This is a genomic window from Mesorhizobium sp. ORS 3428 (assembly GCF_001854785.1).
Lineage (GTDB): Bacteria > Pseudomonadota > Alphaproteobacteria > Rhizobiales > Rhizobiaceae > Mesorhizobium.
Genome location: NZ_MDFL01000126.1, coordinates 103,764 through 126,360 on the forward strand (window position 1 = coordinate 103,764; position 22,597 = coordinate 126,360).

A 22,597-nucleotide genomic window follows, 5' to 3' on the forward strand; every position below is an offset into this window, starting at 1 on the left:
CCGCAGCCATTCGGCCGCGACCGGTTTGCGCGCGGCGCCGACCCTCGTCAGTTGGTTAGCTGCAGCCTGGAGAACTTGTTGGCGATCGTCTGGAAGACGTTCGGCAATTTGGCTGGATCGTCGACCGCATAATAGTTGCTCGGATCGGACGCGCAGCCGCTGTAGAGCGCGCGATTGGCCGGCGTGTCGGCCTGCAGCACCATGGTGTAGAGCTGAACGCCCTGGCTTTTAAGCTGGGTGCAGACATCCTTGGTCCAGCCATCGACATTGCGCGCCGCCGTCGTCTGGTTATCCGACCCAAAGCGGCCGCCTGCCAGATAACCATAGGACGTGTAGTCGGATTTGGTCGRCTGGGCGCTTGCGCCATAGACCACGTTCTCGCCGTCGGTGAGCAGCATGACGATCTTGCTCACGCCTTGCGTCTTCCACGGCGCAGCATCGGTATAGGGCGGCTGCGGGGAAAGCACCCGCATGCCCCAGGCCAGCCCCTCCGAGACATTGGTACCGGAGCCGTTCCACTCCGTCATTTGCGCTGCCGCCGCGCGCAGCTTGTCGAAGTCGTCGGTGAGCGGAACGATCGGCGTCGGGCAGGCACGGTTCGGGCCGATCGTGATCGCGCCGCCTGTCTCGGTTATGACCTTGTTGGTCGAGGCGACGTAGCGCGCGATCTTTAGGAGGTCGGCGCCGAGCGAGGGGTTGAGCACAGCGCCGAGCAGGCCGCTCAGATCGATGCCGAGGATGTTGACCCCCGGTTGCGCGAGCTTGGTCTTGTCGATGGTGTCGTCGAGATAGGAGTTGTTGTAGCCGGTCGCCGAGTTGCCGTAGGAGGCGGACGGTTTCCTGGCCACGTCGGGATCGTCCGGCGCAAAATAAGGCACGAACAGCGTRTCAGGCTTCGAAGGATCGGGCGGCGTGTCGGAGATGTTCAAGGCGCCGGGACGCGCCTCGACACAGCCCTTCCAGCCGGTGCCGTTCCAGCCGGTGCGCTTGGATACCGGCACGTCCTGCTCGAGCTGTTTGAACAGCGCCATGTGGTTGGGGCGCTTGCCGTCGATCACCGGGAAATTGATGCCGTTGGTCGGCGACTTGCCGTCCATGTCGATCCAGGCAGATCGAACTCGGGACCGTTGACGTTGACGGCGGTGACGAACGGCACAAGCGCTGCGCGCACCGGACGCGTCGGCGATTTGACGGCTTCCAGATAATCGAGCAGCGATTTGGTCGCCTGTCGCAGCGCGGTTATGCGCGCGCCGGCCATCGAGCCGGTATTGTCCAGCACCAGCACCACTTCGAGCTGGTTGTTGGATTCCACAGCCGAGGTATCGACGGTGATGTGCAGGTCGTCGCCGAACAGGAACGGGAAGTTCAGATTCACGTCCGCGGTGGCCAYGGCCCTGGTCCTGACGAAGTTGACGCCCTTGTCGACGGCGAGCGTGGCCCTGGCGTTGGAGAGCTCGCCATGGCCGGCGACATTGGCCTGGAAGTAGCGGTTGAAGACATCGGTGCGCGTCCCCTCGCCATCGTCGAGATGCGAGGAGGCGAGGTTGGCGGCGTCCACGGCGTTCTGCAGATTGCTCTTGGCCTGCATCAGCGTGGAGACGTCGGTGGCGAAGGCGACCGCGGTCAGGATCGCCGGCACGCCAAGCGCCAGCATCAACGCAAAATTGCCGCTCCTGGAGCGCCAGAAATCCTTGAGAAGCATTATTCGTCCCCCGGAATTGCACGATTTTCATCGCCACGCGGCCCGCGCGATTTTCATGCGCCTTTCATGATAAACGGGCCGTTACAACCGCGCACAACCGTTCATGGTGGTTAAAACGCGATTACCGGGAAATCGGCAAAATCTGAGATATGCAGCCGCGTTTTTCCCGCGCGGCGATGCGGTGGGACCCCGCGCCGCACCTGCGGGCTTGCCTTGCACCTTGCCTTCCTGGGGAATTGCTGTATAGACGCCCGCAATCTGCCGGTCCTTGCTGGGGGCTGAACGGAGGGCCGCGGCCTTTTCGAAGGCCGCGTCATGAAGCCAGAAGCGCTTTTGGCCTCCCGTGTCTCCGCTCTCGACCGTCTCGCGATGCTCCTTTCTTCCCCGCTCTTTCAAGACCGGGTCGGACAAGTTGCAGAGGCTTAGCCGCGAGGGCCGGTAAGAGAAACGAAGAAAGGCAGAAAAACATAATGGCTCTTTACGAACATGTGTTTCTTGCCCGGCAGGACCTGTCGCAGCAGCAGGTTGACGCGCTTGTCGAACAGTACAAGGGCGTCATCACCGCCAATGGCGGATCGGTCGGCCGGATCGAGAACTGGGGACTGAAGTCCCTCACCTACCGGGTCAAGAAGAACCGGAAGGCTTACTACACGCTGATGGACATCACCTGCCCGCCGGCGGCGCTCAATGAAATGGAGCGCCAGATGAGCCTGTCGGAAGACGTCCTGCGGTTCCTCACCGTCAAGGTCGAGGCGCATGAGGAAGGTCCTTCGGCGATGATGCAGAAGCGCGAGGAGCGCTCCGAGCGCGGCTTCGGCGACCGTGACCGTGGCGACCGCCCGTCGCGCGGCTTCGGCGACCGTGACCGCGGTGACCGTGGCGATCGTGGCCCGCGCCGTCCGCGTGAAGGCTTTGACGGAGGTGCAGAATAATGGTCGACATCAACCAGATCCCGACCCGGCGTCCGTTCCATCGCCGCCGCAAGACCTGCCCGTTCTCCGGCGCCAACGCCCCGAAGATCGACTACAAGGACGTGCGCCTGCTGCAGCGCTACATTTCCGAGCGTGGCAAGATCGTGCCGTCGCGCATCACCGCCGTCAGCCAGAAGAAGCAGCGCGAACTTGCCAAGGCGATCAAGCGCGCCCGCTTCCTCGGCCTGCTGCCCTACGTGGTTCGCTGATATTTTCGAACGGGCGGCTTGCCGCCCGTTCCTTTCACCGGCGCGACGGGCGCCTCGGGTCGAGCATCAAATCCCGAGTTGAGGCCGCAAGCCTCTAACTGCCAGACAGGCAGGACAGCGACACCGGCGGCGACGCCCCTTTTGCTTCCTGGCCTGTTCCAATGAATCCGACGTCATCGCAGATGGCGTCAAAGCGAAGGAACGAAACCATGGAAGTCATTCTCCTCGAGCGCATTTCCCGCCTCGGCCAGATGGGCGACACCGTCAAGGTCRGGGACGGGTTCGCCCGCAACTTCCTGCTCCCGCAGGGCAAGGCGCTGCGCGCCAACGAAGCCAACAAGAAGAAGTTCGAGGGCCAGCGCGCCCAGCTCGAAGCCCGCAACCTCGAGCGCAAGGCGGAGGCCAGCCAGGTCGCCGAGAAGCTCGACGGCAAGAGCTTCATCGTCGTGCGCTCGGCCGGCGAGACCGGCCAGCTCTACGGCTCTGTGTCGACGCGCGACATCGCCGAACTGCTGACCGCCGAAGGCTTCAGCGTCAGCCGCAACCAGGTCGAGCTCAACCAGCCGATCAAGACCATCGGCCTCTCCAATGTGGCGATCGCGCTGCATCCGGAAGTCGAGGTCACCGTGACGCTCAACGTCGCCCGCTCGGCCGAGGAGGCGGAGCGCCAGGCCAAGGGCGAGACGCTGACGACGGCCGAAGCCATCTATGGCGAGGACATCAACGACAACGCCCGGCCGGAGAACTTCTTCGACCCGAACGCCGAGTTCGACGCCGGCGAAGACAACGCCTGACACGACCGCAGCGCCGGAGCATAAATCCGGCCTCGCTGGCCTCCAGAAATTCTGGACTAATGCCCGGGCACACGACCCGGGCATTTTTGTGCCAAACGGAACTTTTCGAACGCCTATATCTTGTTGCACATTACGGCGTGGCGCGTCGATTGGACGCGGGCGATGCGCTGTGGCAGTTTCGATTTGGCGTTTCCGGCCCGGTTGCCGGAGGTCCGTCTGAGGGGACAGTTGGTCATGAATATCCTGTTGAAACACGTTCTCGAGCGCCTGGTGCGGGCCGGCAACCTCAAGGTCACTGGGCCCAAGGGTTCGACGCATGTTTTCGGCGACGGCAGCGGCGAGCCCGTTCACATCCACATCAAGACCTCGCATGCCGAGCGCGCCATCACCTTCGACCCCATGCTGGCGGTGCCCGAAGCCTACATGGACGGCGAGCTCGACATTCCCGAGGGTGGCGTGCTCGGGCTGATGCGCATCGCCTTCCAGAACATGGGCAGCGGTGGCATCGACGTGACATGGTCGAAGGCGATCGAGGGCCTGCGACACGCCTTCCGCCGCCTGCAGCAGATCAACACCGCCTCGCGCTCGCGCCGCAACGTGCAGCGCCACTACGACCTTTCCGGCGAGCTCTACAAGCTCTTCCTCGACGAGGACATGCAATATTCCTGCGCCTATTTCGAACAGCCCGACATGACGCTGGACGAAGCGCAGGTCGCCAAGAAGCGCCACATCGCGTCCAAGCTCAGGCTGAAGGCGGGCCAGACGGTGCTTGACATCGGTTCAGGCTGGGGCGGGCTCGGCCTCTATCTCGCCAAGACGTTTGACGTCGACGTGCAGGGGGTGACGCTGTCGACCGAACAGCATGGTGTCGCCACCGACCGCGCGCATGCGATGGGCCTGCAGAACCGCGTCCATTTCGAGCTCAAGGACTATCGCGCGCTCAACGAGCGCTTCGACCGCATCGTCTCGGTCGGCATGTTCGAGCATGTCGGCGTCAACCACTACCGCACCTTCTTCGACAAGGCGGCGACGCTGCTCAAGCCCGACGGCGTTATGCTGCTGCACACGATCGGCCGTTCGGGCGTGCCGTGGGCGACCAGCGCCTTTGTCCGCAAATACATCTTCCCCGGCGGCTACATCCCGGCGATGTCCGAGGTGCTACCGGCGAWCGAGAGGTCGGGCCTCGTCGTCACCGACATCGAAATCCTGCGCCTGCATTACGCCGAGACGCTCAAGCATTGGGGTCAGCGCTTTGCCGCCAACCGCGACAAGGCCAAGGCGATCTATGACGAGCGCTTCTGCCGCATGTGGGAGTTCTACCTCGCCGCCTCGGAAGCCGCCTTCCGCTGGCAGGATCTGGTCATCTTCCAGTTCCAGATCGCCAAGAAGAACGACACGCTGCCGATGACGCGCGACTACATGGCCAAATGCGAGAAGGCGCTGGAACTGCGCGACCTCGGCCACCAGGAACCGGCCTCGGCGCCAGCCAAGCCGGCCAGGCGGCGCAAGGCCGTGGAGTAGGAGCCGCTTTCGGAAATTTTCTAACGTCAGCGCTGCCCCTCACCCTTACCCTCTCCCCGTGAAGGACGGGGAGAGGGAGCCGCCAGAGCTGGAGCTTGTCCCTTCTCCCCGTCCTTCACCGGGAGAAGGTGCCGGCAGGCGGATGAGGGGCTGCGCCGGCGCCCAAGCGCCGATCCCGCTTGCCATTGATCCCGCCGCTGTGACAAGGGTCCGGTAATCAATCCGGACCGGACATGACCTACCTCATCTACGTCGCAGCCGCCCTTGCCGAGATCGCGGGCTGCTTTTCCTTCTGGGCCTGGTGGCGGCTGGCGAAGTCGCCGCTCTGGCTGGTGCCGGGCCTCGTCTCGCTGGCGCTGTTCGGCTTCCTCTTGGGGCTGGTAGACACGAATGCCGCCGGGCGCGCCTATGCGGCCTATGGCGGTATCTACATTGCTGCATCGCTCGGTTGGCTATGGCTGGTGGAAGGCGTGCGGCCCGACCGCTGGGACCTGGCAGGGGCTGCAATCTGCATCTTCGGCGCTTCGGTCATCCTGCTCGGGCCTAGGGRAGCCTGAGGTGGAACTGCCCGCCCCACTCCGGCAAGGCGTCGACAGCCTGCTCGAGAAGGTTCCGCTGCCGGCGCTGAAACAGGCGGCGAAAGCGCTTTCAGACCGCTATCGCTCCGAGTTGCGCGACGGACGCTTGCACATGGCCGAAGACTTGGCGGTGAAGGCTTACCTGGCGACCAGGCTGCCTGCCACCTATGCCGCCGTCCGGGCCAGCCTCGACGCGCTGACCGAGGTCCGCCCCGATTTCGAGCCGAAAAGCCTGCTCGATATCGGCGCCGGACCTGGCACGATGCTTTGGGCCACGGCTGACGCCTGGCCGCAGCTTGAACGGGCGGTTCTGGTCGAGGCGAGCGGGGCGGTGCGCAAAATCGGCCAGTCGCTGGCGACCGGCGCGATCGCCACCCGCACGGACTGGATCGCCGGCGATGCCACCATCGACCTCGATGGACTTGAGCCCGCCGATCTGGTCAGCGCTGCCTATGTGCTCGACGAGATCGTGCCGGCCTCGCTGCCGAAACTCGTCGACCGGCTGTGGCGTTTGACCGTCGGCACGCTGCTCATCGTCGAGCCCGGCACGCCGGCCGGCTGGCAGCGCATCCTTGCCGCCCGCCGGCAACTCATAGACGCTGGCGCGCAAGTCGCGGCGCCCTGCCCGCACGACGCGCCCTGTCCTCTCGTCGCGCCCGACTGGTGCCACTTCTCGCGCCGTGTCGCCCGCTCGCGTCTGCATCGTCTGGCCAAAGAGGCCGATGTGCCATGGGAAGATGAGAAGTTCATCTACCTCGCCGCCTCACGCCAGCCGGTGCCGAAGCGCGCGTCGCGCGTGGTTGCGTCGCCGAAGGCCGGCTCCGGCAAGGCTACGCTCAAACTCTGCCGGCCCGACGGCAGCGCCGGCGAGCGCCTGTTCAGCAAGCGCGACGGCGAAATCTTCAAGGCCGCGCGGCGGGCGGACTGGGGCGACACACTGGCATAGGTCTTGGCGGCCTGAGGACACGACAGGCGTTGCGGCTGGTCGCGAACGTTGACGCCTCTGCTTAAACCCGCCGCAATGAGGGCGCCTCCAGCCGTACCGAATCCAGTGCAACGCTGTCGTGCGTTTTCCTGTTTTGTTCTCAGCCGATAAGCGGTACCCTCGCACCTTCGATTCGAGTCAATCACGATTCTTTCCACGAAAAAATTTTCGTTGTGAATCGCGAGCATCAAGGCCGGTTGGGCACGCACTGTTGCAGATAAGTCAGCATCGGCTTGTTCAGTTCTGATATCGAAAAAGGCGGGATCGGAATCGGGGACATCATGGCAGAGGCAGCGCGCAAACTCGGCGCCGCGGAGCAACCGCTCTATCGCGAGGCACCGAACAACATTGAGGCCGAGCAGGCGCTGCTTGGCGCCATCCTGGTCAACAACGACGCCTTCTATCGCGTTTCCGATTTTCTCAAGCCGCATCATTTCTACGAGCCCCTGCACCGCAAGATTTTCGAGGTCGCGTCCGAGCTGATCCGCATGGGCAAGATCGCGACGCCGATCACGCTGAAGACCTTCCTGCCGGCGGACGAGAAGGTCGGCGACATGACGGTGGCGCAATACGTCGTGCGGCTCGCCGTCGAGGCCGTCACCGTCGTCAACGCCACTGACTACGGACGCGCCATCTATGATCTCGCCACGCGCCGGGCGCTGATCACCGTCGGCGAGGACATGGTCAACATCGCCTATGACGCGCCGGTCGACATGTCGCCCGCCGACCAGATCGAGGACGCCGAGCGGCGGCTGTTCGAGCTGGCCGAGACCGGCCGCTATGACGGCGGCTTCGAAAGCTTCAACGACGCGGTCAAGACCGCCGTCGACATGGCCAACGCCGCCTTTATGCGCGACGGCCACCTGTCGGGCATCTCCACCGGCCTGCGCGACCTCGACCRCCGCATGGGCGGCCTGCAACCTTCCGACCTGATCGTGCTCGCCGGACGCCCGGGCATGGGCAAGACCTCTTTGGCCACCAACATCGCCTTCAACATCGCCGAGGCCTATGTGCCGGCGCAGCAGGCCGACGGCACCTTCAAGGCGGCCAATGGAGGCGTCGTCGGCTTCTTCTCGCTGGAAATGTCGTCGGAGCAGCTCGCCACCCGCATCATTTCCGAGCAGACCGAAATTTCGTCATCGAAGATCCGCCGCGGCGAGATCTCCGAAATGGATTTCGAGAAGCTGGTCGCCTGCTCGCAGACTATGCAGAAGATCCCGCTGTTCATCGACCAGACCGGCGGCATCTCAATCGCGCAGCTCTCCGCCCGCGCGCGGCGGCTGAAACGCCAGCGCGGCCTCGACCTCATCGTCATCGACTATATCCAGCTGATGCAGGGATCGAGCGCCAGAGCCTCGCAGAACCGCGTGCAGGAAATCACCGAGATCACCACGGGCCTCAAGGCGCTCGCCAAGGAGCTGGGCGTGCCGATCATCGCACTGTCGCAGCTCTCGCGTCAGGTTGAAAGCCGCGACGACAAGCGCCCGCAGCTCTCGGACCTTCGCGAATCCGGCTCCATCGAGCAGGACGCCGACGTGGTGCTGTTCGTCTATCGCGAGGAATATTACCTCAAGAACCGGGAGCCGAAGCTCGGCACCGAGGAATACGTCAAGTGGGAAAACGAGATGAACGAGGCGCGCGGCAAGRCCGAGGTGATCGTGGCCAAGCAGCGCCACGGACCGACCGGCACGGTCAGCCTCGCCTTCCACGGCGAGTTCACTCGCTTTTCGGATCTGGCCGAGGAGCATCATCTGCCGGAAAGGTTTGAGTAGGCGCTTGTTCGCGACCGCAACCACAATCGCGGGTCGTGGCGCTCTACGGCGCCCCCCTCTGTCCTGCCGGCCATCTCCCCCACAAGGGGGGAGATCGGCAGCCTTGCCACAGGCGCTCTTCCTGCAGCGTCGGCGATTGGCGAAAGCTTCGATGACATCCAATCTCCCCCCTTGCGGGGGRGATGGCCGGCAGGCCAGAGGGGGGTGTGAAGGAACGCCGACCTTTGGCGATTGGCATCAGGCGCAACGCTAATGGCCAAGTCGCGCGTCCAATTCATCTGCCAGAATTGCGGATCGGTGCATCAGCGCTGGGCGGGCAAATGCGATGCCTGCGGCGAGTGGAACACGCTGGTCGAGGAAGGCACGGCCGGCGGCATCGRCTCGGGGCCGGCGAATACGCGCAGTGCGCGCAAGGGCCGCGCCGTGGTGCTCACCAGCCTTGCCGGCGACATCGAGGACGCGCCACGCATCGTGTCGGGCATCGGCGAACTCGACCGCGCCACCGGCGGCGGCTTCGTGCGTGGCTCCGCGCTTCTGGTCGGCGGCGATCCCGGCATCGGGAAGTCGACGCTGCTGACCCAAGCGGCCGCCGCRCTCGCCTCGAAAGGCCACCGCATCGTCTATGTCTCGGGCGAGGAGGCGGTGGCGCAGATCAGGCTCAGGGCGCAGCGCCTCGGCGTCGCCTCGACGCCGGTGGAGCTTGCGGCTGAGACCAATGTCGAGGACATCCTCGCAACGATCGCCGACGGCAAGCGGCCGGACCTCGTCATCCTCGATTCCATCCAGACGCTGTGGACCGACCTTGCCGATTCGGCGCCCGGCACCGTAACCCAGGTGCGCGCCGCCGCCCAAGCCATGATCCGCTACGCGAAATCCACAGGCGCCGCGATCGTCCTCGTCGGACATGTCACCAAGGAAGGCCAGATCGCCGGCCCGCGCGTGGTCGAGCACATGGTCGACGGCGTGCTCTATTTCGAGGGCGAGGGCAATCATCACTTCCGCATCCTGCGCACGGTGAAGAACCGCTTCGGCCCGACCGACGAGATCGGCGTCTTCGAGATGTCGGACAAGGGCCTGCGCGAGGTCTCCAACCCGTCCGAACTGTTTCTCGGCGAGCGGCACGCGAAATCGCCGGGTGCCGCGGTTTTCGCCGGCATGGAAGGAACAAGGCCGGTGCTGGTCGAGATCCAGGCGCTGGTGGCGCCCTCCTCGCTCGGCACGCCGCGCCGCGCCGTCGTCGGCTGGGACGGCGCGCGGCTCTCGATGGTATTGGCGGTGCTCGAGGCCCATTGCGGCGTCCGTTTCGGCCAGCACGACGTCTATCTCAACGTTGCCGGCGGCTACCGCATCTCAGAGCCGGCGGCCGACCTCGCGGTCGCTGCCGCACTTGTTTCGTCGCTCACCGGTCTTGCCCTTCCCGCCGATTGCGTCTATTTCGGCGAAATCAGCCTTTCGGGCGCAGTGAGGCCAGTTGCGCATGCGCAACAGCGCCTCAAAGAAGCCGAAAAGTTGGGTTTCGGAAGCGCGGTGCTGCCGCTCGGCAGCGAGGAACTTGCCGGGGGAATCGGGGCCGGCGCTTTCCAGCCCACCGAGCTTGCCGACCTCGTGGCGCGCATAGCCGGCTCACGACGCAGCCGCGCCGACGAAGGGGAGTGATGCGGCTCATGATGTGGGGCGAATGACATGCCGATTACGCTGCTTGACGGAATTCTCGTCGGCTTCACCCTGGTCTCAGCGATGCTTGCCATGGTGCGCGGTTTTTCCCGCGAGGTGCTGTCGGTGGTTTCCTGGGCGGCGGCGGCGGCTGCGGCCTTCTTCTTCTACAAGCCGGTGCTGCCCTACGTTCAGCCCTATGTCGACAACGACAAGATCGCCATGGCGGCGGCTGCCGGCATCGTCTTCGTCATCGCGCTGATCGTTGTTTCGGTCATCACCATGAAACTCGCCGACTGGATCATCGATTCGCGCATCGGCGCGCTCGATCGCACGCTCGGCTTCCTCTACGGCGCGGCGCGCGGCATCCTGGTGGTCGCTGTGGCGCTTCTGTTCTTCAACTGGCTGGCCGGCGCCAAGGCTCCTGCCTGGATCGCCAACGCCAAGTCGAGGCCGCTTCTTGAGACCATCGGCGCCAAGCTCGAAAGCGTGCTGCCCGAGAACACCGAGGAACTGGTCAACAAATATACGCATAAGGGCGCCCCTGCTGCTGCAGGCGCGCCGGCGACCACAGAGCAGCCCGCTGCCGAGCCGCCGGCGACCGGCGACGACAATGCGACGCCTCCCGACGACAGCGAAGGCGAAGCGCCGGCCGACAACGAACCGGCGCCTGCCAATCCGCCTCCCGCTCCGGCACCCGCCACTCCGGCGCCGGCGAACTGACTTCGGGCCGGCTAGAGCAGTCGGCGCAATTCCGGACGGAAAGTCGTTTTCGCGCTTTTCCTGGAGTTGCTCCGACCCCGGCGCTTTTAGTGAATGCGGCAAAGCGTGCGTTGCGTTCGACGGGTGATCGCCTTATATGGCGGTTTTAGCGGAGCTTGAGCCCCAGATGGCAGATTCAACGGCAGACGCAGGAAAAGTTCTTTCCGCCGAGGCCGACGATCATTTCCACGACGAGTGCGGCGTGTTCGGCATTTTCGGCCGGCAGGACGCGGCGGCCATTGCCACACTCGGCCTTCACGCCTTGCAGCATCGCGGCCAGGAAGCCGCCGGCATCGTCTCTTACGACGGCACTCAATTCCATGTCGAACGCCATGTCGGCCTGATCGGCGATACCTTCACCAAGCAGCACGTCATCGACCGCCTGCCGGGCAACCGCGCCATCGGCCACACGCGCTACGCCACCACCGGCGGCGCCGGGCTGCGCAACGTCCAGCCCTTCTTCGCCGAGCTTTCCGAAGGCGGCCTGGCGGTCGCCCATAACGGCAACCTCACCAACGCACTCACCGTGCAGCGCGTGCTGCAGAAGCAGGGCTCGATCTTCTCCTCGACTTCCGACACCGAAACGCTGTTGCATCTTGTGGCGACCAGCAAGGAGCGCGATCTCAATTCGCGCTTCATCGACGCGGTGCGGCAGGTCGAGGGCGCCTTCTCGCTGGTGGCGATGACGGCCAAGAAGATGATCGGCTGCCGCGACCCGCTGGGCATCCGCCCGCTGGTGCTGGGYGACCTCGACGGCGCCTGGATTCTCGCTTCCGAGACGTGCGCGCTCGACATCATCGGCGCGCGTTTCGTGCGCGACATCAAGCCCGGCGAGATGGTGGTCGTCACCTCCAAGGGCATCGAGAGCCTGTTCCCGTTCGAGCAACAGAAGACCCGCTTCTGCATCTTCGAATATGTCTATTTCGCGCGGCCGGATTCGACGGTCGAAGGCCGCAACGTCTACGAGGTGCGCAAGCGCATCGGCGCCGAGCTGGCGCAGGAGAACCCGGTCGAGGCCGACATCGTGGTGCCGGTGCCGGATTCCGGCACGCCGGCCGCGATCGGCTTTTCCCAGGCCGCGGGCATTCCCTTCGAGCTCGGCATCATCCGCAACCATTATGTCGGGCGCACTTTCATCCAGCCGGGCGACTCCATCCGCCATATGGGCGTCAAGCTCAAGCACAACGCCAATCGCCGCATGATCGAGGGCAAGCGCGTGGTGCTGGTCGACGATTCCATCGTGCGCGGTACCACCAGCCAGAAGATCGTGCAGATGGTGCGCGACGCCGGGGCGAAGGAAGTGCATATGCGCATCGCCTCGCCGCCGACCAGCGCGTCCTGCTTCTACGGCGTCGACACACCCGAGAAGTCGAAGCTTCTGGCGTCGCGCATGTCGGTCGAGGAGATGGCCGAGTTCATCCGCGTCGATTCGCTGGGCTTCCTGTCGATCGATGGGCTCTACCGCGCCGTCGGAGAGGCGCGCCGCGACAACGACCAGCCACAGTTCTGCGACGCCTGCTTCACCGGCCAGTACCCCACCCGCCTGCTCGACTTCGAAGGCCACGACAATGTGCGCACGCTGTCGCTGCTGGCGAGCGGTGGGGCGTAAGATTCTTGTTGCAACGGTGATTGGCGAAACCGCCGGAATATCCGATCTCCCCCCTTGCGGGGGAGATGCCCGGCAGGGCAGAGGGGGTGCTGTCCCGCCAGCGTACGCACAATCTTTATGAATCCCTTCCGCCTGATTGCTGATCACGACCCGATAAGCTCAAAGGTCGGCGATCCTTCACACCCCCCTCTGTCCTGCCGGACATCTCCCCCGCAAGGGGGGAGATTGCGCTCTCATCGCAGCTTTCGCCAATCGCCAGCGCTGAAGATCCGGCATCGTAGCGGACACGCAGTGCCAACCTTCGGAGTTGCCCGTTGACCTCTCCTCTCGACCTCTCAGGCCGCGTGGCGGTCGTCACCGGCGCCTCGCGCGGCATCGGCTATTTCATCGCCAAGGAACTGGCGGCCGCCGGCGCGCATGTGATCGCGGTCGCCCGCACCGTGGGCGGGCTGGAAGAGCTCGACGATGCGATCAAGGCCGATGGCGGCCATTCCACGCTGGTGCCGCTCGACCTCACCGACATGGCCGGCATCGACCGGCTGGGCGGCGCGATCCATGAGCGCTGGGGCAAGCTCGACATATTGGTGGCCAATGCCGCCATTCTCGGCGTGATCTCGCCGATCGGCCATGTCGAGGCAAAGACCTTCGAGAAGGTGATGAGCATCAACGTCACTTCGACCTGGCGCCTGATCCGCTCGGTCGACCCGCTGCTCAGGCTTTCCGACGCCGGCCGCGCCATCATCATGTCGTCGAACGCCGCCCATTCGGCGCGCGCCTTCTGGGCGCCTTACGCGGCTTCCRAGGCGGCGGTCGAGGCGATGATGCGCTCMTGGGCGCATGAGACCGAGAGCCTGCCGCTGCGGGTCAACGCCGCCGATCCGGGCGCCACCCGCACGGCAATGCGCGCCCAGGCCATACCCGGCGAGGATCCGGAGACGCTGCCGCACCCTTCCGAGATCGCCAAGCGCATCGTGCCGCTGGCAAGCCCGGAGCTGAAGGAAACCGGGCTGATCTTCCAGGCCAAGCACAACCGCTTCGTCGCCTACCGGCAGCCTGAGTAAAGCCCAACCAAATCGGGCTTCGAAGTGGATTAAACAGGCCTCCGGCAACGTTCTTCGAATTGTAAATTCGAAGCCCAACCGGAGGACCGACATGCGCAGACTTCTTCTCGTTGCCGCCACCGCCATTGCCGCGGCGCTTGCCGCCACAGCGGGCGCGGCCTTGTCGCAAGATGCCAAGATGAGCTTCTTCGTTACTAGTGCCGGCTCCGGCAAGGGCGCCGATCTCGGCGGGTTGAAGGGAGCCGACGCGCATTGCGCCTCGCTGGCGGAAGCGGCGGGCGTCACCGGCAAGACCTGGCATGCCTATCTGTCGACCAGCGCCGAGGATGCGCGCGACCGCATCGGCAAAGGTCCCTGGTTCAACGCCAAGGGCGAGAAGATCGCCGACGATGTCGCCACGCTGCACGGCGACGCCAACGGCATCACCAAGCAGACGGCGCTCGACGAGAAGGGCGAAGTGGTCAACGGCCGAGGCGACAAGCCCAACCGGCACGACATGCTGAYCGGCTCGAAGCCCGACGGCACCAGGATCGCCGACCAGACCTGCGGCGACTGGACGATGAGCGGCGCCGAAGGGGCGGCGATGATGGGCCATCACGACCGCACCGGCCTCGACGATTCGGCGGCGGCGAAGTCGTGGAATTCCTCGCATGCCTCGCGCGGCGGCTGCAGCCAGGAGGCGCTGAAGGGCACCGGCGGCGACGGCCTGTTCTACTGCTTCGCGGTCGAGTGAACGCGCTTGGTCGGCTCGTCGTTTCACGGAAGCGACGAACCGATCTATCTCCTTGTTTTGACACAATTCCTGGCGGAAARCCGTTTCACGCTTTCCCCGGAATTGCTTTGGGCGAAAGCCTGTTCACGGGTCTGTGAACGGCGCGGCGGAAGCGTGTTCCGCCGCCCTGCTTTCGCCATCTGTGGGGAGTTGCTAGAAATGACCCGACTCCGACAATGCAAAGTGAGGACATTTCCATGGCAGCAGCTCCCAGCGTGGCGTTGGTGTGGTATCTGGTGATCGCCGGCCCGCAGGGCGGCATGGTGGTGCTGCCAAGCACCTTCGATACCCGCGAACAGTGCACCAACGCCATTGCCGAATATCAGAAGCAGCCGACGCCGCAGGGCTGGGCCGTGCAGTGCGTGCCGAGCGCCTCGCCCTTCACCGACGAGGGAGATGCCGAAGAGCCCTCTGCGCAGTAGCGCGAGCTAAGCCGCTGTCAATCTCCCCCGGGAGATTGGCAGGTTCAACGCCTCGCGCTTACCGTCAATGCCGGCTTGCTGCTGATCGTCTGGAAGACCACGCAGTAGCGCTCGGTGAGCTTCAGGAGCGAATCGATGCGCTCCTGCGGCTCGTCGGTGTCGAGATTGAACCTCAGACGGATCTCGCGGAAGCCGACCGGCGCATCCCTGGCGACGCCGAGCGTGCCGCGGAAATCGAGGTCGCCCTCGGCCTCGACGGTGGCATCGCCCAGCCTGAATTCCAGCGCCGTCGCCACCGCCTTCAGCGTCACTCCGGCGCACGCGATCAGCGCTTCGAGCAGCATGTCGCCGGAGCAAAGCTCCAGRCCCGAGCCGCCGGTGGCCGGATGAAGCCCCGCCACGGCAAGCGCCCTTCCCGTCTCCACCTTGCAGGCAATCGACTGGTCGTCGAGCGTCCCGCGCGCCCTGAGCGTGATCAGCGCCCGCGTGGCGTCCTCGCGATAGGCTTCCTTCAGCGGCGCCTGGATGGCCTTAAGTGCCGTCGCATCCATTCTTCAAGTCCTTTCGATGGTCTCGTGCCGGTTGATAGCATTGTCCGAGGCTGCATGGGCAGACCTCGCCTATGCCGGCGCGACGGATCGCGGCCCCGGCTGTCTTTGACGCATAGCGAGGAATGCCTGTCGGATCGGGCGAAACCCGAACGTCCTTTGGCCGTTGTCGGAGAGGAAGGAGAACCAGCATGGCCAAGGTTACCTCGCATCTGTGGTTCGAAAAGGACGCGCGGCAGGCGGTGGAATTCTACGTCGACACCATTCCCAACTCGGCGATCGGCCGAACGACGGACGTGGCCGCCGACAATCCGAGCGGCCCCGCAGGCAGCGTCAAGATCATCGAATTCGTGCTCGACGACCAGAATTTCATCGCGCTCGAAGCCGGCCCGCTCGACCCGTTCAACCATTCCTTCTCGATCCTGGTCGAACTCGAGAGCCAGGCCGAGATCGACCGCATCTGGAACGCCTTCCTCGACAATGGCGGCAAGCCCGAGCAATGCGGCTGGCTGAAGGACCGCTGGGGCCTGTCTTGGCAGATCGCTCCCAAGATCCTCGGCGACATGGCCGGCCATCCCGACCGCGAGCGCGCCCGGCGCGCGACCGAGGCTATGCTTGGGATGGTGAAGATCGATATCGCGGCGCTGGAGAAGGCGTTCGGAGAGGGTGAGTTCGCTGCCCAAGGCAGCATCATCGAGTAGGTGGAAGGCTGGCGGGAAAGCTCTGCCATTTCTGCTGCGTTGGCGATTGGCGAAGGCCGGCGCGACATCCGATCTCCCCCGCAAGGGGGGAGATTGGCAGCCTCGGCGTGGCGCTTACCCCTTTGACTTCACTCGCCCCGGCCATACTTTTGCGGGAGTCTTTTCCCGCGGAGGCCTCATGCGGTCCAAGCTCTTTCCCCTCATCCTCCTGACCCTTGCCGCCTTCGCACCGCCCGCCCTTGCCGAAACGCCGGAGCGGCCGGCGCCGGCCGGCGGGGTGCTGTCGCTGCTGCCGCCGCCGCAGGTGACCGAGCATTCGATCACGCTTGCCGGGCGCAAGCTCGACTACCAGGCCAAGGCCGGCACGCTGTCGCTGCTTTCCGGCAAGGGCGAGGTCACAGCCGAGATCTTCTATGTCGCCTACACGCAGCAATCGCCCGCCCCGGCGAAGCAACGCCCGATCACCTTCGTCTTCAACGGCGGGCCGGGCGCGGCGTCGGCCTATCTGCATATCGGCGCGCTCGGTCCGCGCATCATCGCGACCGCGGCCGACGGCGAATTCCTGCCGCCGCCGCAAAAGCTGATCGACAATCCGGACAGCTGGCTCGACATGACCGACCTCGTCTTCGTCGATCCGGTCGGCACCGGCTACAGCCGCGAGGCGCCCGGCCAGGACACCAAAGCGTTCTGGGGCGTCGAGCAGGACGCCAGTTCGGTCGGCTCCTTCATTCGGCTCTATCTGGCGCAGAACGGCCGCACCGGATCGCCGCTGTTCCTCGCCGGCGAAAGCTATGGCGGCTTCCGGGCGGCGCTGCTCGCCCGGAAGCTGCAGGAGGATGTGGGCCTCAGCCCGAGCGGTATCGTGCTGATCTCGCCGGCGCTGGAGTTCATGCTGGTGCAGCCGGACCAGTTCGACCTGCTGCATTGGGCGCTCGAATTGCCCTCGCTGGCGGCGGTCCGGCTTCGCTCCGACGGCGTCAGCGGGGAAGCGCTGCGCAACAGGCTCGCCGAGGTCGAGCATTATGCGCTGGGCGACTATCTGACGGCGCTCGCCAGCGGGCTCGAGCAAGGCGGAAAGCGCGCCAGCGGGCGCGTGGCAGAGATCACCGGCCTGCCGCTCGACCTCGTGCAGCGGAATTTCGCCCGCATCCCGGCCAGCCTCTTCGCCCGCGAGTTCCAGCGCGCCAGCGGCAAGGTGCTCAGCCCTTACGACGCCATGGTGGCGACGAGCGATGTGGCGCCGGAAAGCGCCAGCATCGCCGGCCCGGATCCCGTACTCGACCGCAGCGTGCCGGTGCTCACCTCGACTTTCGTCGCCTATGCGCGCAATGAATTGAACTACCGCACCGATGTCAGCTACCGGCTGCTCAACGGCGAGGTCAGCCACAATTGGGATTTTGGCGCCTCTCGGCAGGGCTATGCCGGCGTGATGAGCGACCTGCAGCGGGCGCGCTCGCTCAACCCGTCGCTCGGCGTCGTCATCGTCAACGGCTACACCGACCTCGTCACGCCCTATCTCGCCACGCGCTACCTGGTGAACCAGATCCCCTCGCTTGCCGACGCCAAGCCGATCCGCCTCGACGTCGTCGAAGGTGGCCACATGATGTATCTCAGGCCGGACGGACGTCGCGCGCTGAAGGAGGCGGCTTCGGAGCTCTACCAGGCAACGCAGTGACCGCCTCACCAGCGCCCCAGCACACCCTGCCCCCTGCCCCAATGCTAGCGCCCGGCTGGAGCAGCGCCAGGCAGGCTTTCGGCCGTATAGCTTGACGCCGGCGGCTTCGATTGGGACGGAGCCGCTCAGCTGTCCCTTTCGCAACTCTGGACGGAAAAGCCACCACGCACTTTCCTGGGGTTGCGCCAAACCGCGGCGAACCGCATGGCCGACGTCGTCCTTCTCGAGAGCCGCGAAAGGGTGCTGGCCGGCATCCTGTTCACCGCGGCCGCCTATTTCCTGTTTTCGGCGCAGGATGCCTCGATCAAGCTGCTCGTCGCCGGCATGACGGTGTGGCAGATCATGTTCTTCCGCTCGGTCACCGTCCTTGCCGCCTGCGGCGCGATCGGCGGACGCAAGCTTTTCATCGACACCCTGGACTCGCCGATCGTGCGGCCGATGCTGGCGCGCAGCGCCTTCACACTCGCTGCATGGCTCTGCTACTACAATGCCGCGCGCTCGCTGCAGCTCGCCGAGCTCACCACCATCTACTACGCGGCGCCGATCATCGTCACCGTGCTGTCGGTGGTGATGCTGGGCGAGAGCGTGCCGCTGCTCCGCTGGGCGGCGGTATTCGTCGGCTTCGTCGGCGTCTTCATCGCCTGCGATCCGACGCGCCTCGGCTTCTCGCTGCCGGTACTGCTTGTGCTGGCGGCGGCGCTCCTGTGGGGCATCGCCGTGGTGCTCTTGCGCAAGACCGCGATGCAGGAGCGCACGACGATCCAGCTCGTGCTCAACAATTTCTATTTCCTGCTTTTCTCCGCGGTGCCGGCGCTCATCTGGTGGCGGATGCCGGACGGGCCGCAGCTCTTGCTGCTCTTGAGCGTCGGCGCGCTCGGCGGCGTGGCGCAATACATGCTGTTCGAGGGCATGAAGCGGGCGCCGGTGTCCATCGTGGCGCCGTTCGAGTACACTTCGCTGGTCTGGGCCTTCGCGCTGGGCTTCGCCATCTGGGGCGACGTGCCGCGCGCGGAAGTCTTCATGGGTGCGGCGCTCATCATCGGCGCCGGGTTGCTGATCGTCGGCAACGAGCATTTCCGCAAACGGGTCCAGGGCTCATGACAGAAAGCTGTCAGTAGAGACGATGTAGTATGGCGCCATGACCGATACGCTCGACATGCCCGACACGCTCGCCAAGGGGGCGGCCGACCTCTCGGCCGAGCGGACGCTTGGCATCGTGCTGGTCTCGGCTTCGGCGGTCTTCTTCGCGCTCACCGGCGTGCTGACCAAGTCGATCCATGCCGATCCGCTGACCATCACCTGCTGGCGCGGCTTCGTCGGCTCGATCCTCATCACCTTCTATGTGCTGTGGCGGCGCAGCCGCTCGGGCGGGCGCGAAAGTCTCAGGCTCGGCTGGCGGGGCTGGCTGCTCGCGGTCGAGGGTGCCGCCGCCAGCATCRCCTTCATCTCGGCCTTCAAATTCACCTATGTCGCCAATGTCGCCGTCATCTATGCGACCTCGCCCTTCATCGCCGCACTGCTCGCCTTCCTGCTGGTGCGCGAACGCTTCCGGCTGCAGACGATGGTGGCGGCGGCAGTGTCGCTTTGCGGCGTCGCCATCATGGTGGGCGGCGGCCTCGGCAGCGGCCACCTGTTCGGCGACGGGCTGGCGCTTTTGATGACCACCGGCAGCGCGCTCTACATGATCATGGTGCGCGCCTTCCGCGACTCGCCCGTCGTCTGGGCCGGCGCGGTGTCTGCCTTCCTGCTCTTCGTGCTCGGCTGGTTCGTCACCGACCCACTGGCCGTTTCAACCCATGACGCCGTGCTGCTGGCCAGCTTCGGCTGCTCCTTCGCGATGGCCTCCATCCTGTGGACGGAGGGCTCGCGGCTCATCCCTGCCGCCGAGTCCGGCCTGCTTGGCTCGGCCGAGGTGCCTTTCGCCATCCTGTTTGCCTTGCTGTTCCTCGGCGAGATCCCGCCGACGGCCAGCATCATCGGCGGCGCCATCGTGCTTTGCGTGGTGTTTGCGCATGCCGGACGCGACTGGATGAAGGCGAAATCGGCGCGTTCGAAAATTATTTTGCGAGTGACGGAACCATCGTTCGGCTCAGGCATTGTTGGGTCGACGGGTCACCCCCCAAGTCCCCCCAAACCCCTCGACCCGTCCGACTAGAAGCCGACCTGCAAAAAGGTCGGCTTTTTCTTTGCAGCGTCGCCGGGCCCAGCGACCGCCTCTAAAAGCGCGTCGCGCTGAAACGTATTCAGACGACGCGCTTTAAGTCTTTGTTTTGATGCATGTCGTTCCCCCAAAACCGCTACGCACTTTTGGGCGACATGCATTAGGCGGGTTAGCGCCGATCAGTCGAACCTCACCCTCTCGTGAGGACACGGYCACATTGCTGACAGATTGGCCCACTGTCCTGGAATAGTCCCGTGGGCGTGGTTGCGCATGGCAGCCACTGCCCTATCTCCTGACAGGATGTCGTCGGGAGGCATGTGCAATCGTGCTGACCACCTAAGTGACCTGACCCGGAGGTATTGATGCCTGCCGCTACATCTCACGTATTGAAGCAACCCGATCCACCAAGCGCATCCGCGCCTATCCTCCAGCTTTCTGCCACCGCGTCGCGCGCCGACTGGATGGCGGCTTATGAGACCGTTCGGACCGAGACCGAACGGCGCRCCGCGCCGCTCTCAGCCGAGGACCAGCTCGTTCAGTCCATGCCCGACGCAAGCCCGATCAAATGGCATYGCGCCCACGTCACATGGTTTTTCGAGCAGTTCCTGCTGGTGCCATACGCTGCAAACTACCGCATTTTCGATGAGCGGTTCCCGTTCCTGTTCAATTCCTACTACGTCAGCGCCGGGCCGCGTCACGAGCGGCCGAGACGGGGACTGATCACCCGCCCGGATGTCGAGACCGTCACCGCTTACCGACAACATGTCGATGCGGCCGTCCGCGCTCTCATCGGCGAGGCCGACAATGCGCTGTTTGCAACCATATGTCCGATTCTGGAGGTCGGGCTTCATCATGAGCAGCAGCATCAGGAACTGATGCTGACCGACATCCTGCATGCCTTCGCACAAAATCCGGTGCTGCCGACATATGATTCCGAGCGGCGCTGGCCCGACACCGCGGGCAAGGACGGCTCCTTCGCCGAACTCGCGGAGGGCATCCACACAATCGGGCATGATGGCGACGGCTTCTCTTATGACAATGAAGGTCCCGCGCATCGGGTGCTCGTCGGACCGGTACGGATCGCCCGCTCGCTTGTCACGAACGGCGACTGGATGCGCTTCATGGCCGACGGCGGCTATGAGACGCCGACGCTCTGGCTCTCGGATGGCTGGACGACGGTCCAGGCGCAAGGATGGAAAGCGCCCGGCTACTGGCGTGAGGTCGACGGCGCCTGGTTCAGCCTGACGTTCGCCGGTCTCGAGCCCGTCGATCCCGACCTGCCGGCCTGCCACGTCAGCTACTACGAGGCGGACGCGTTCGCGCGCTGGGCGGGCAAGCATCTCCCGAGCGAACCGGAATGGGAGGTGGCGGCGCGGAGCGGCCTCCTCGACGATGCCTTCGGCCAGGTGTGGCAGTGGACGCGCAGCGCCTATCTGCCCTATCCCGACTATCGTGCGGCACCCGGTGCGCTCGGCGAATACAACGGCAAGTTCATGGTCAATCAGATGGTGCTGCGCGGCAGTTCGCTCGCCACACCGGAAGGCCATGCCCGCCACAGCTATCGCAACTTCTTTTACCCGCAGGCGCGCTGGCAATTCACCGGACTGCGTCTCGTCGAATTTCCCTAACGGTGCAGCAAATGACAGCGACCCCCGCGCGAAAGGCCCGCCATGCAGAGACCGTGGGCGAGGCGACCGTCGAATTCGCGGCCGATGTCGTGGCCGGCCTCAAGGCAAGGCAGAAGCGTATCCCCTCGAAATATCTTTACGACACGGCCGGCTCGCTTCTTTTTGAGGAGATCACGCAGCTCCCGGAATATTACCCGACCCGGGTGGAACGCGGCATCCTCACCGAGAATGCCGAGGCCATCGCCAGCCTGTTGCCGGCAGGCAGCGCGCTGGTGGAATTCGGCAACGGTTCGAGTGCCAAGACACGCATTGTTTTGGGCGCGGCAACAGAACTCTCCGCCTATGTGCCTGTCGACATCGCTGCCGAGTTCCTGGAGGAACAGGCCGAAACCCTGCGGGACGAATATCCGTCGCTGGACGTGCTTCCCGTCGCCGCCGACTTCACGAGAGCCTTCGACCTGCCGGCGAGCCTTCGGACGATGCAGCGGATCGGCTTCTTTCCAGGCTCCACGATCGGCAATTTCGATCCGCCGGACGCAGCCGGATTCCTTCGTCATGCCGGCCAAAGCCTCGGCAGGGGCGCGGTGATGGTCGTCGGGGTTGATCTCATCAAGAACGAGGCCGTCCTCCACGCCGCCTATAACGACGCCGCCGACGTGACCGCCCGTTTCAACCTCAACCTGCTTGCCCGTATCAACCGCGAGCTCGACGGCGATTTCGATCTCGATTCATTCGAGCATCGGGCGTTTTTCGACCGCAGCAACTCGCGTATCGAGATGCATCTTGTAAGCCGCGCCGCTCAGCACGTGTCGATCGACGGCCACTCGTTTGATTTCGCGGAAGGCGAGACGATCCACACGGAGAACAGTTACAAATATACGGTGGAGTCCTTCCGAGCACTCGCCCGCGAGGCGGGCTGGCGGCCCATGACAGTCTGGACGGACAGCGATGGCTGGTTCTCGATCCACGTTCTCGCGAACGAGGCCGACACCGCCAACCAACCAGGACCGCGGCGACTATAGCGGCCGGTATCGCTGCCGCGCTGTCCGCTCGACTCTTTTCACAATTGGCTT

The 22,597-nt window shown here is 64.8% G+C and carries 22 protein-coding genes; 19 read left to right on the forward strand and 3 right to left on the reverse strand.

The window, feature by feature from the left end:
• Positions 1 to 47 precede the first annotated feature (47 nt).
• The gene (locus ORS3428_RS34040; protein WP_244508039.1) at positions 48 to 1,097 is read right to left on the reverse strand and encodes a hypothetical protein; all 1,050 of its coding nucleotides are present in this window, start codon (positions 1,095 to 1,097) and stop codon (positions 48 to 50) included.
• Positions 1,055 to 1,702 carry a pilus assembly protein gene (locus ORS3428_RS34045; protein WP_244508040.1) on the reverse strand — a complete coding sequence of 216 codons (648 nt, stop codon included), beginning with the start codon at positions 1,700 to 1,702 and terminating at the stop codon, positions 1,055 to 1,057. The genes ORS3428_RS34040 and ORS3428_RS34045 overlap by 43 nt, the downstream gene beginning before the upstream one ends.
• A gap of 470 nt (positions 1,703 to 2,172) precedes the next feature.
• Here ORS3428_RS34045 and rpsF point away from each other — a divergent pair, with 470 nt between their 5' ends.
• The 13 genes from rpsF (at position 2,173) to ORS3428_RS19465 (ending at position 14,811) form a co-directional block, all read left to right on the forward strand.
• Positions 2,173 to 2,634 carry a 30S ribosomal protein S6 gene (gene rpsF, locus ORS3428_RS19405; protein WP_071099901.1) on the forward strand — a complete coding sequence of 154 codons (462 nt, stop codon included), beginning with the start codon at positions 2,173 to 2,175 and terminating at the stop codon, positions 2,632 to 2,634.
• On the forward strand, positions 2,634 to 2,882 hold the full coding sequence (gene rpsR, locus ORS3428_RS19410) for a 30S ribosomal protein S18 (RefSeq protein WP_006203718.1): 249 nt from the start codon (positions 2,634 to 2,636) through the stop codon (positions 2,880 to 2,882). Before rpsF ends, rpsR begins: the two co-directional genes overlap by 1 nt.
• A gap of 209 nt (positions 2,883 to 3,091) precedes the next feature.
• Positions 3,092 to 3,676, forward strand: coding sequence for a 50S ribosomal protein L9 (gene rplI / locus ORS3428_RS19415; protein ID WP_071100251.1), 585 nt, complete (start codon positions 3,092 to 3,094; stop codon positions 3,674 to 3,676).
• A gap of 234 nt (positions 3,677 to 3,910) precedes the next feature.
• Positions 3,911 to 5,197, forward strand: coding sequence for an SAM-dependent methyltransferase (locus ORS3428_RS19420; protein WP_071099902.1), 1,287 nt, complete (start codon positions 3,911 to 3,913; stop codon positions 5,195 to 5,197).
• Between the two features lie 233 nt (positions 5,198 to 5,430).
• On the forward strand, positions 5,431 to 5,754 hold the full coding sequence (locus ORS3428_RS19425; protein WP_071099903.1) for a YnfA family protein: 324 nt from the start codon (positions 5,431 to 5,433) through the stop codon (positions 5,752 to 5,754).
• A 1-nt stretch (position 5,755) separates the two neighbouring features.
• Positions 5,756 to 6,721 carry a small ribosomal subunit Rsm22 family protein gene (locus ORS3428_RS19430; protein WP_071099904.1) on the forward strand — a complete coding sequence of 322 codons (966 nt, stop codon included), beginning with the start codon at positions 5,756 to 5,758 and terminating at the stop codon, positions 6,719 to 6,721.
• Positions 6,722 to 7,041: 320 nt separating this feature from the next.
• Positions 7,042 to 8,532, forward strand: coding sequence for a replicative DNA helicase (locus ORS3428_RS19435; protein WP_071100252.1), 1,491 nt, complete (start codon positions 7,042 to 7,044; stop codon positions 8,530 to 8,532).
• Between the two features lie 252 nt (positions 8,533 to 8,784).
• A complete protein-coding gene (radA, locus tag ORS3428_RS19440) occupies positions 8,785 to 10,188 on the forward strand; it encodes a DNA repair protein RadA (RefSeq protein ID WP_071099905.1) in 1,404 nt (467 codons plus the stop codon).
• Between the two features lie 27 nt (positions 10,189 to 10,215).
• A complete protein-coding gene (locus ORS3428_RS19445; RefSeq protein WP_071099906.1) occupies positions 10,216 to 10,908 on the forward strand; it encodes a CvpA family protein in 693 nt (230 codons plus the stop codon).
• Positions 10,909 to 11,074: 166 nt separating this feature from the next.
• Entirely contained in the window at positions 11,075 to 12,556 is a 1,482-nt protein-coding gene (gene purF, locus ORS3428_RS19450; protein WP_071099907.1) for an amidophosphoribosyltransferase, read from the forward strand.
• A 314-nt stretch (positions 12,557 to 12,870) separates the two neighbouring features.
• Positions 12,871 to 13,617: an SDR family NAD(P)-dependent oxidoreductase gene (locus ORS3428_RS19455; protein WP_071099908.1), complete on the forward strand. Its 747-nt coding sequence runs from the start codon at positions 12,871 to 12,873 to the stop codon at positions 13,615 to 13,617.
• A gap of 91 nt (positions 13,618 to 13,708) precedes the next feature.
• Positions 13,709 to 14,350 (forward strand): hypothetical protein, encoded by a 642-nt coding sequence (locus ORS3428_RS19460; RefSeq protein ID WP_071099909.1) that lies wholly within the window; start codon positions 13,709 to 13,711, stop codon positions 14,348 to 14,350.
• Positions 14,351 to 14,586: 236 nt separating this feature from the next.
• Positions 14,587 to 14,811, forward strand: a complete 225-nt coding sequence (locus ORS3428_RS19465; protein WP_071099910.1) for a hypothetical protein — start codon at positions 14,587 to 14,589, stop codon at positions 14,809 to 14,811.
• Positions 14,812 to 14,855: 44 nt separating this feature from the next.
• On the opposite strand, the gene ORS3428_RS19470 is transcribed toward ORS3428_RS19465, so the two are convergent.
• Positions 14,856 to 15,362, reverse strand: a complete 507-nt coding sequence (locus ORS3428_RS19470) for an OsmC family protein (protein ID WP_071099911.1) — start codon at positions 15,360 to 15,362, stop codon at positions 14,856 to 14,858.
• Positions 15,363 to 15,550: 188 nt separating this feature from the next.
• Here ORS3428_RS19470 and ORS3428_RS19475 point away from each other — a divergent pair, with 188 nt between their 5' ends.
• The 6 genes from ORS3428_RS19475 to egtD all read left to right on the forward strand — a co-directional run bounded on the left by ORS3428_RS19475 (position 15,551) and on the right by egtD (position 22,546).
• A complete protein-coding gene (locus ORS3428_RS19475) occupies positions 15,551 to 16,060 on the forward strand; it encodes a VOC family protein (RefSeq protein ID WP_071099912.1) in 510 nt (169 codons plus the stop codon).
• A gap of 178 nt (positions 16,061 to 16,238) precedes the next feature.
• Positions 16,239 to 17,735, forward strand: a complete 1,497-nt coding sequence (locus tag ORS3428_RS19480) for a S10 family peptidase (RefSeq protein WP_071099913.1) — start codon at positions 16,239 to 16,241, stop codon at positions 17,733 to 17,735.
• 204 nt (positions 17,736 to 17,939) lie between these two features.
• Positions 17,940 to 18,836 (forward strand): DMT family transporter, encoded by an 897-nt coding sequence (locus ORS3428_RS19485; RefSeq protein WP_071099914.1) that lies wholly within the window; start codon positions 17,940 to 17,942, stop codon positions 18,834 to 18,836.
• Positions 18,837 to 18,873: 37 nt separating this feature from the next.
• The gene (locus tag ORS3428_RS19490; protein WP_244508041.1) at positions 18,874 to 19,890 is read left to right on the forward strand and encodes a DMT family transporter; all 1,017 of its coding nucleotides are present in this window, start codon (positions 18,874 to 18,876) and stop codon (positions 19,888 to 19,890) included.
• A gap of 368 nt (positions 19,891 to 20,258) precedes the next feature.
• Positions 20,259 to 21,524 (forward strand): ergothioneine biosynthesis protein EgtB, encoded by a 1,266-nt coding sequence (gene egtB / locus ORS3428_RS19495; RefSeq protein WP_083355215.1) that lies wholly within the window; start codon positions 20,259 to 20,261, stop codon positions 21,522 to 21,524.
• Between the two features lie 11 nt (positions 21,525 to 21,535).
• Positions 21,536 to 22,546: an L-histidine N(alpha)-methyltransferase gene (egtD, locus tag ORS3428_RS19500; protein WP_071099916.1), complete on the forward strand. Its 1,011-nt coding sequence runs from the start codon at positions 21,536 to 21,538 to the stop codon at positions 22,544 to 22,546.
• Positions 22,547 to 22,597 lie beyond the last annotated feature (51 nt).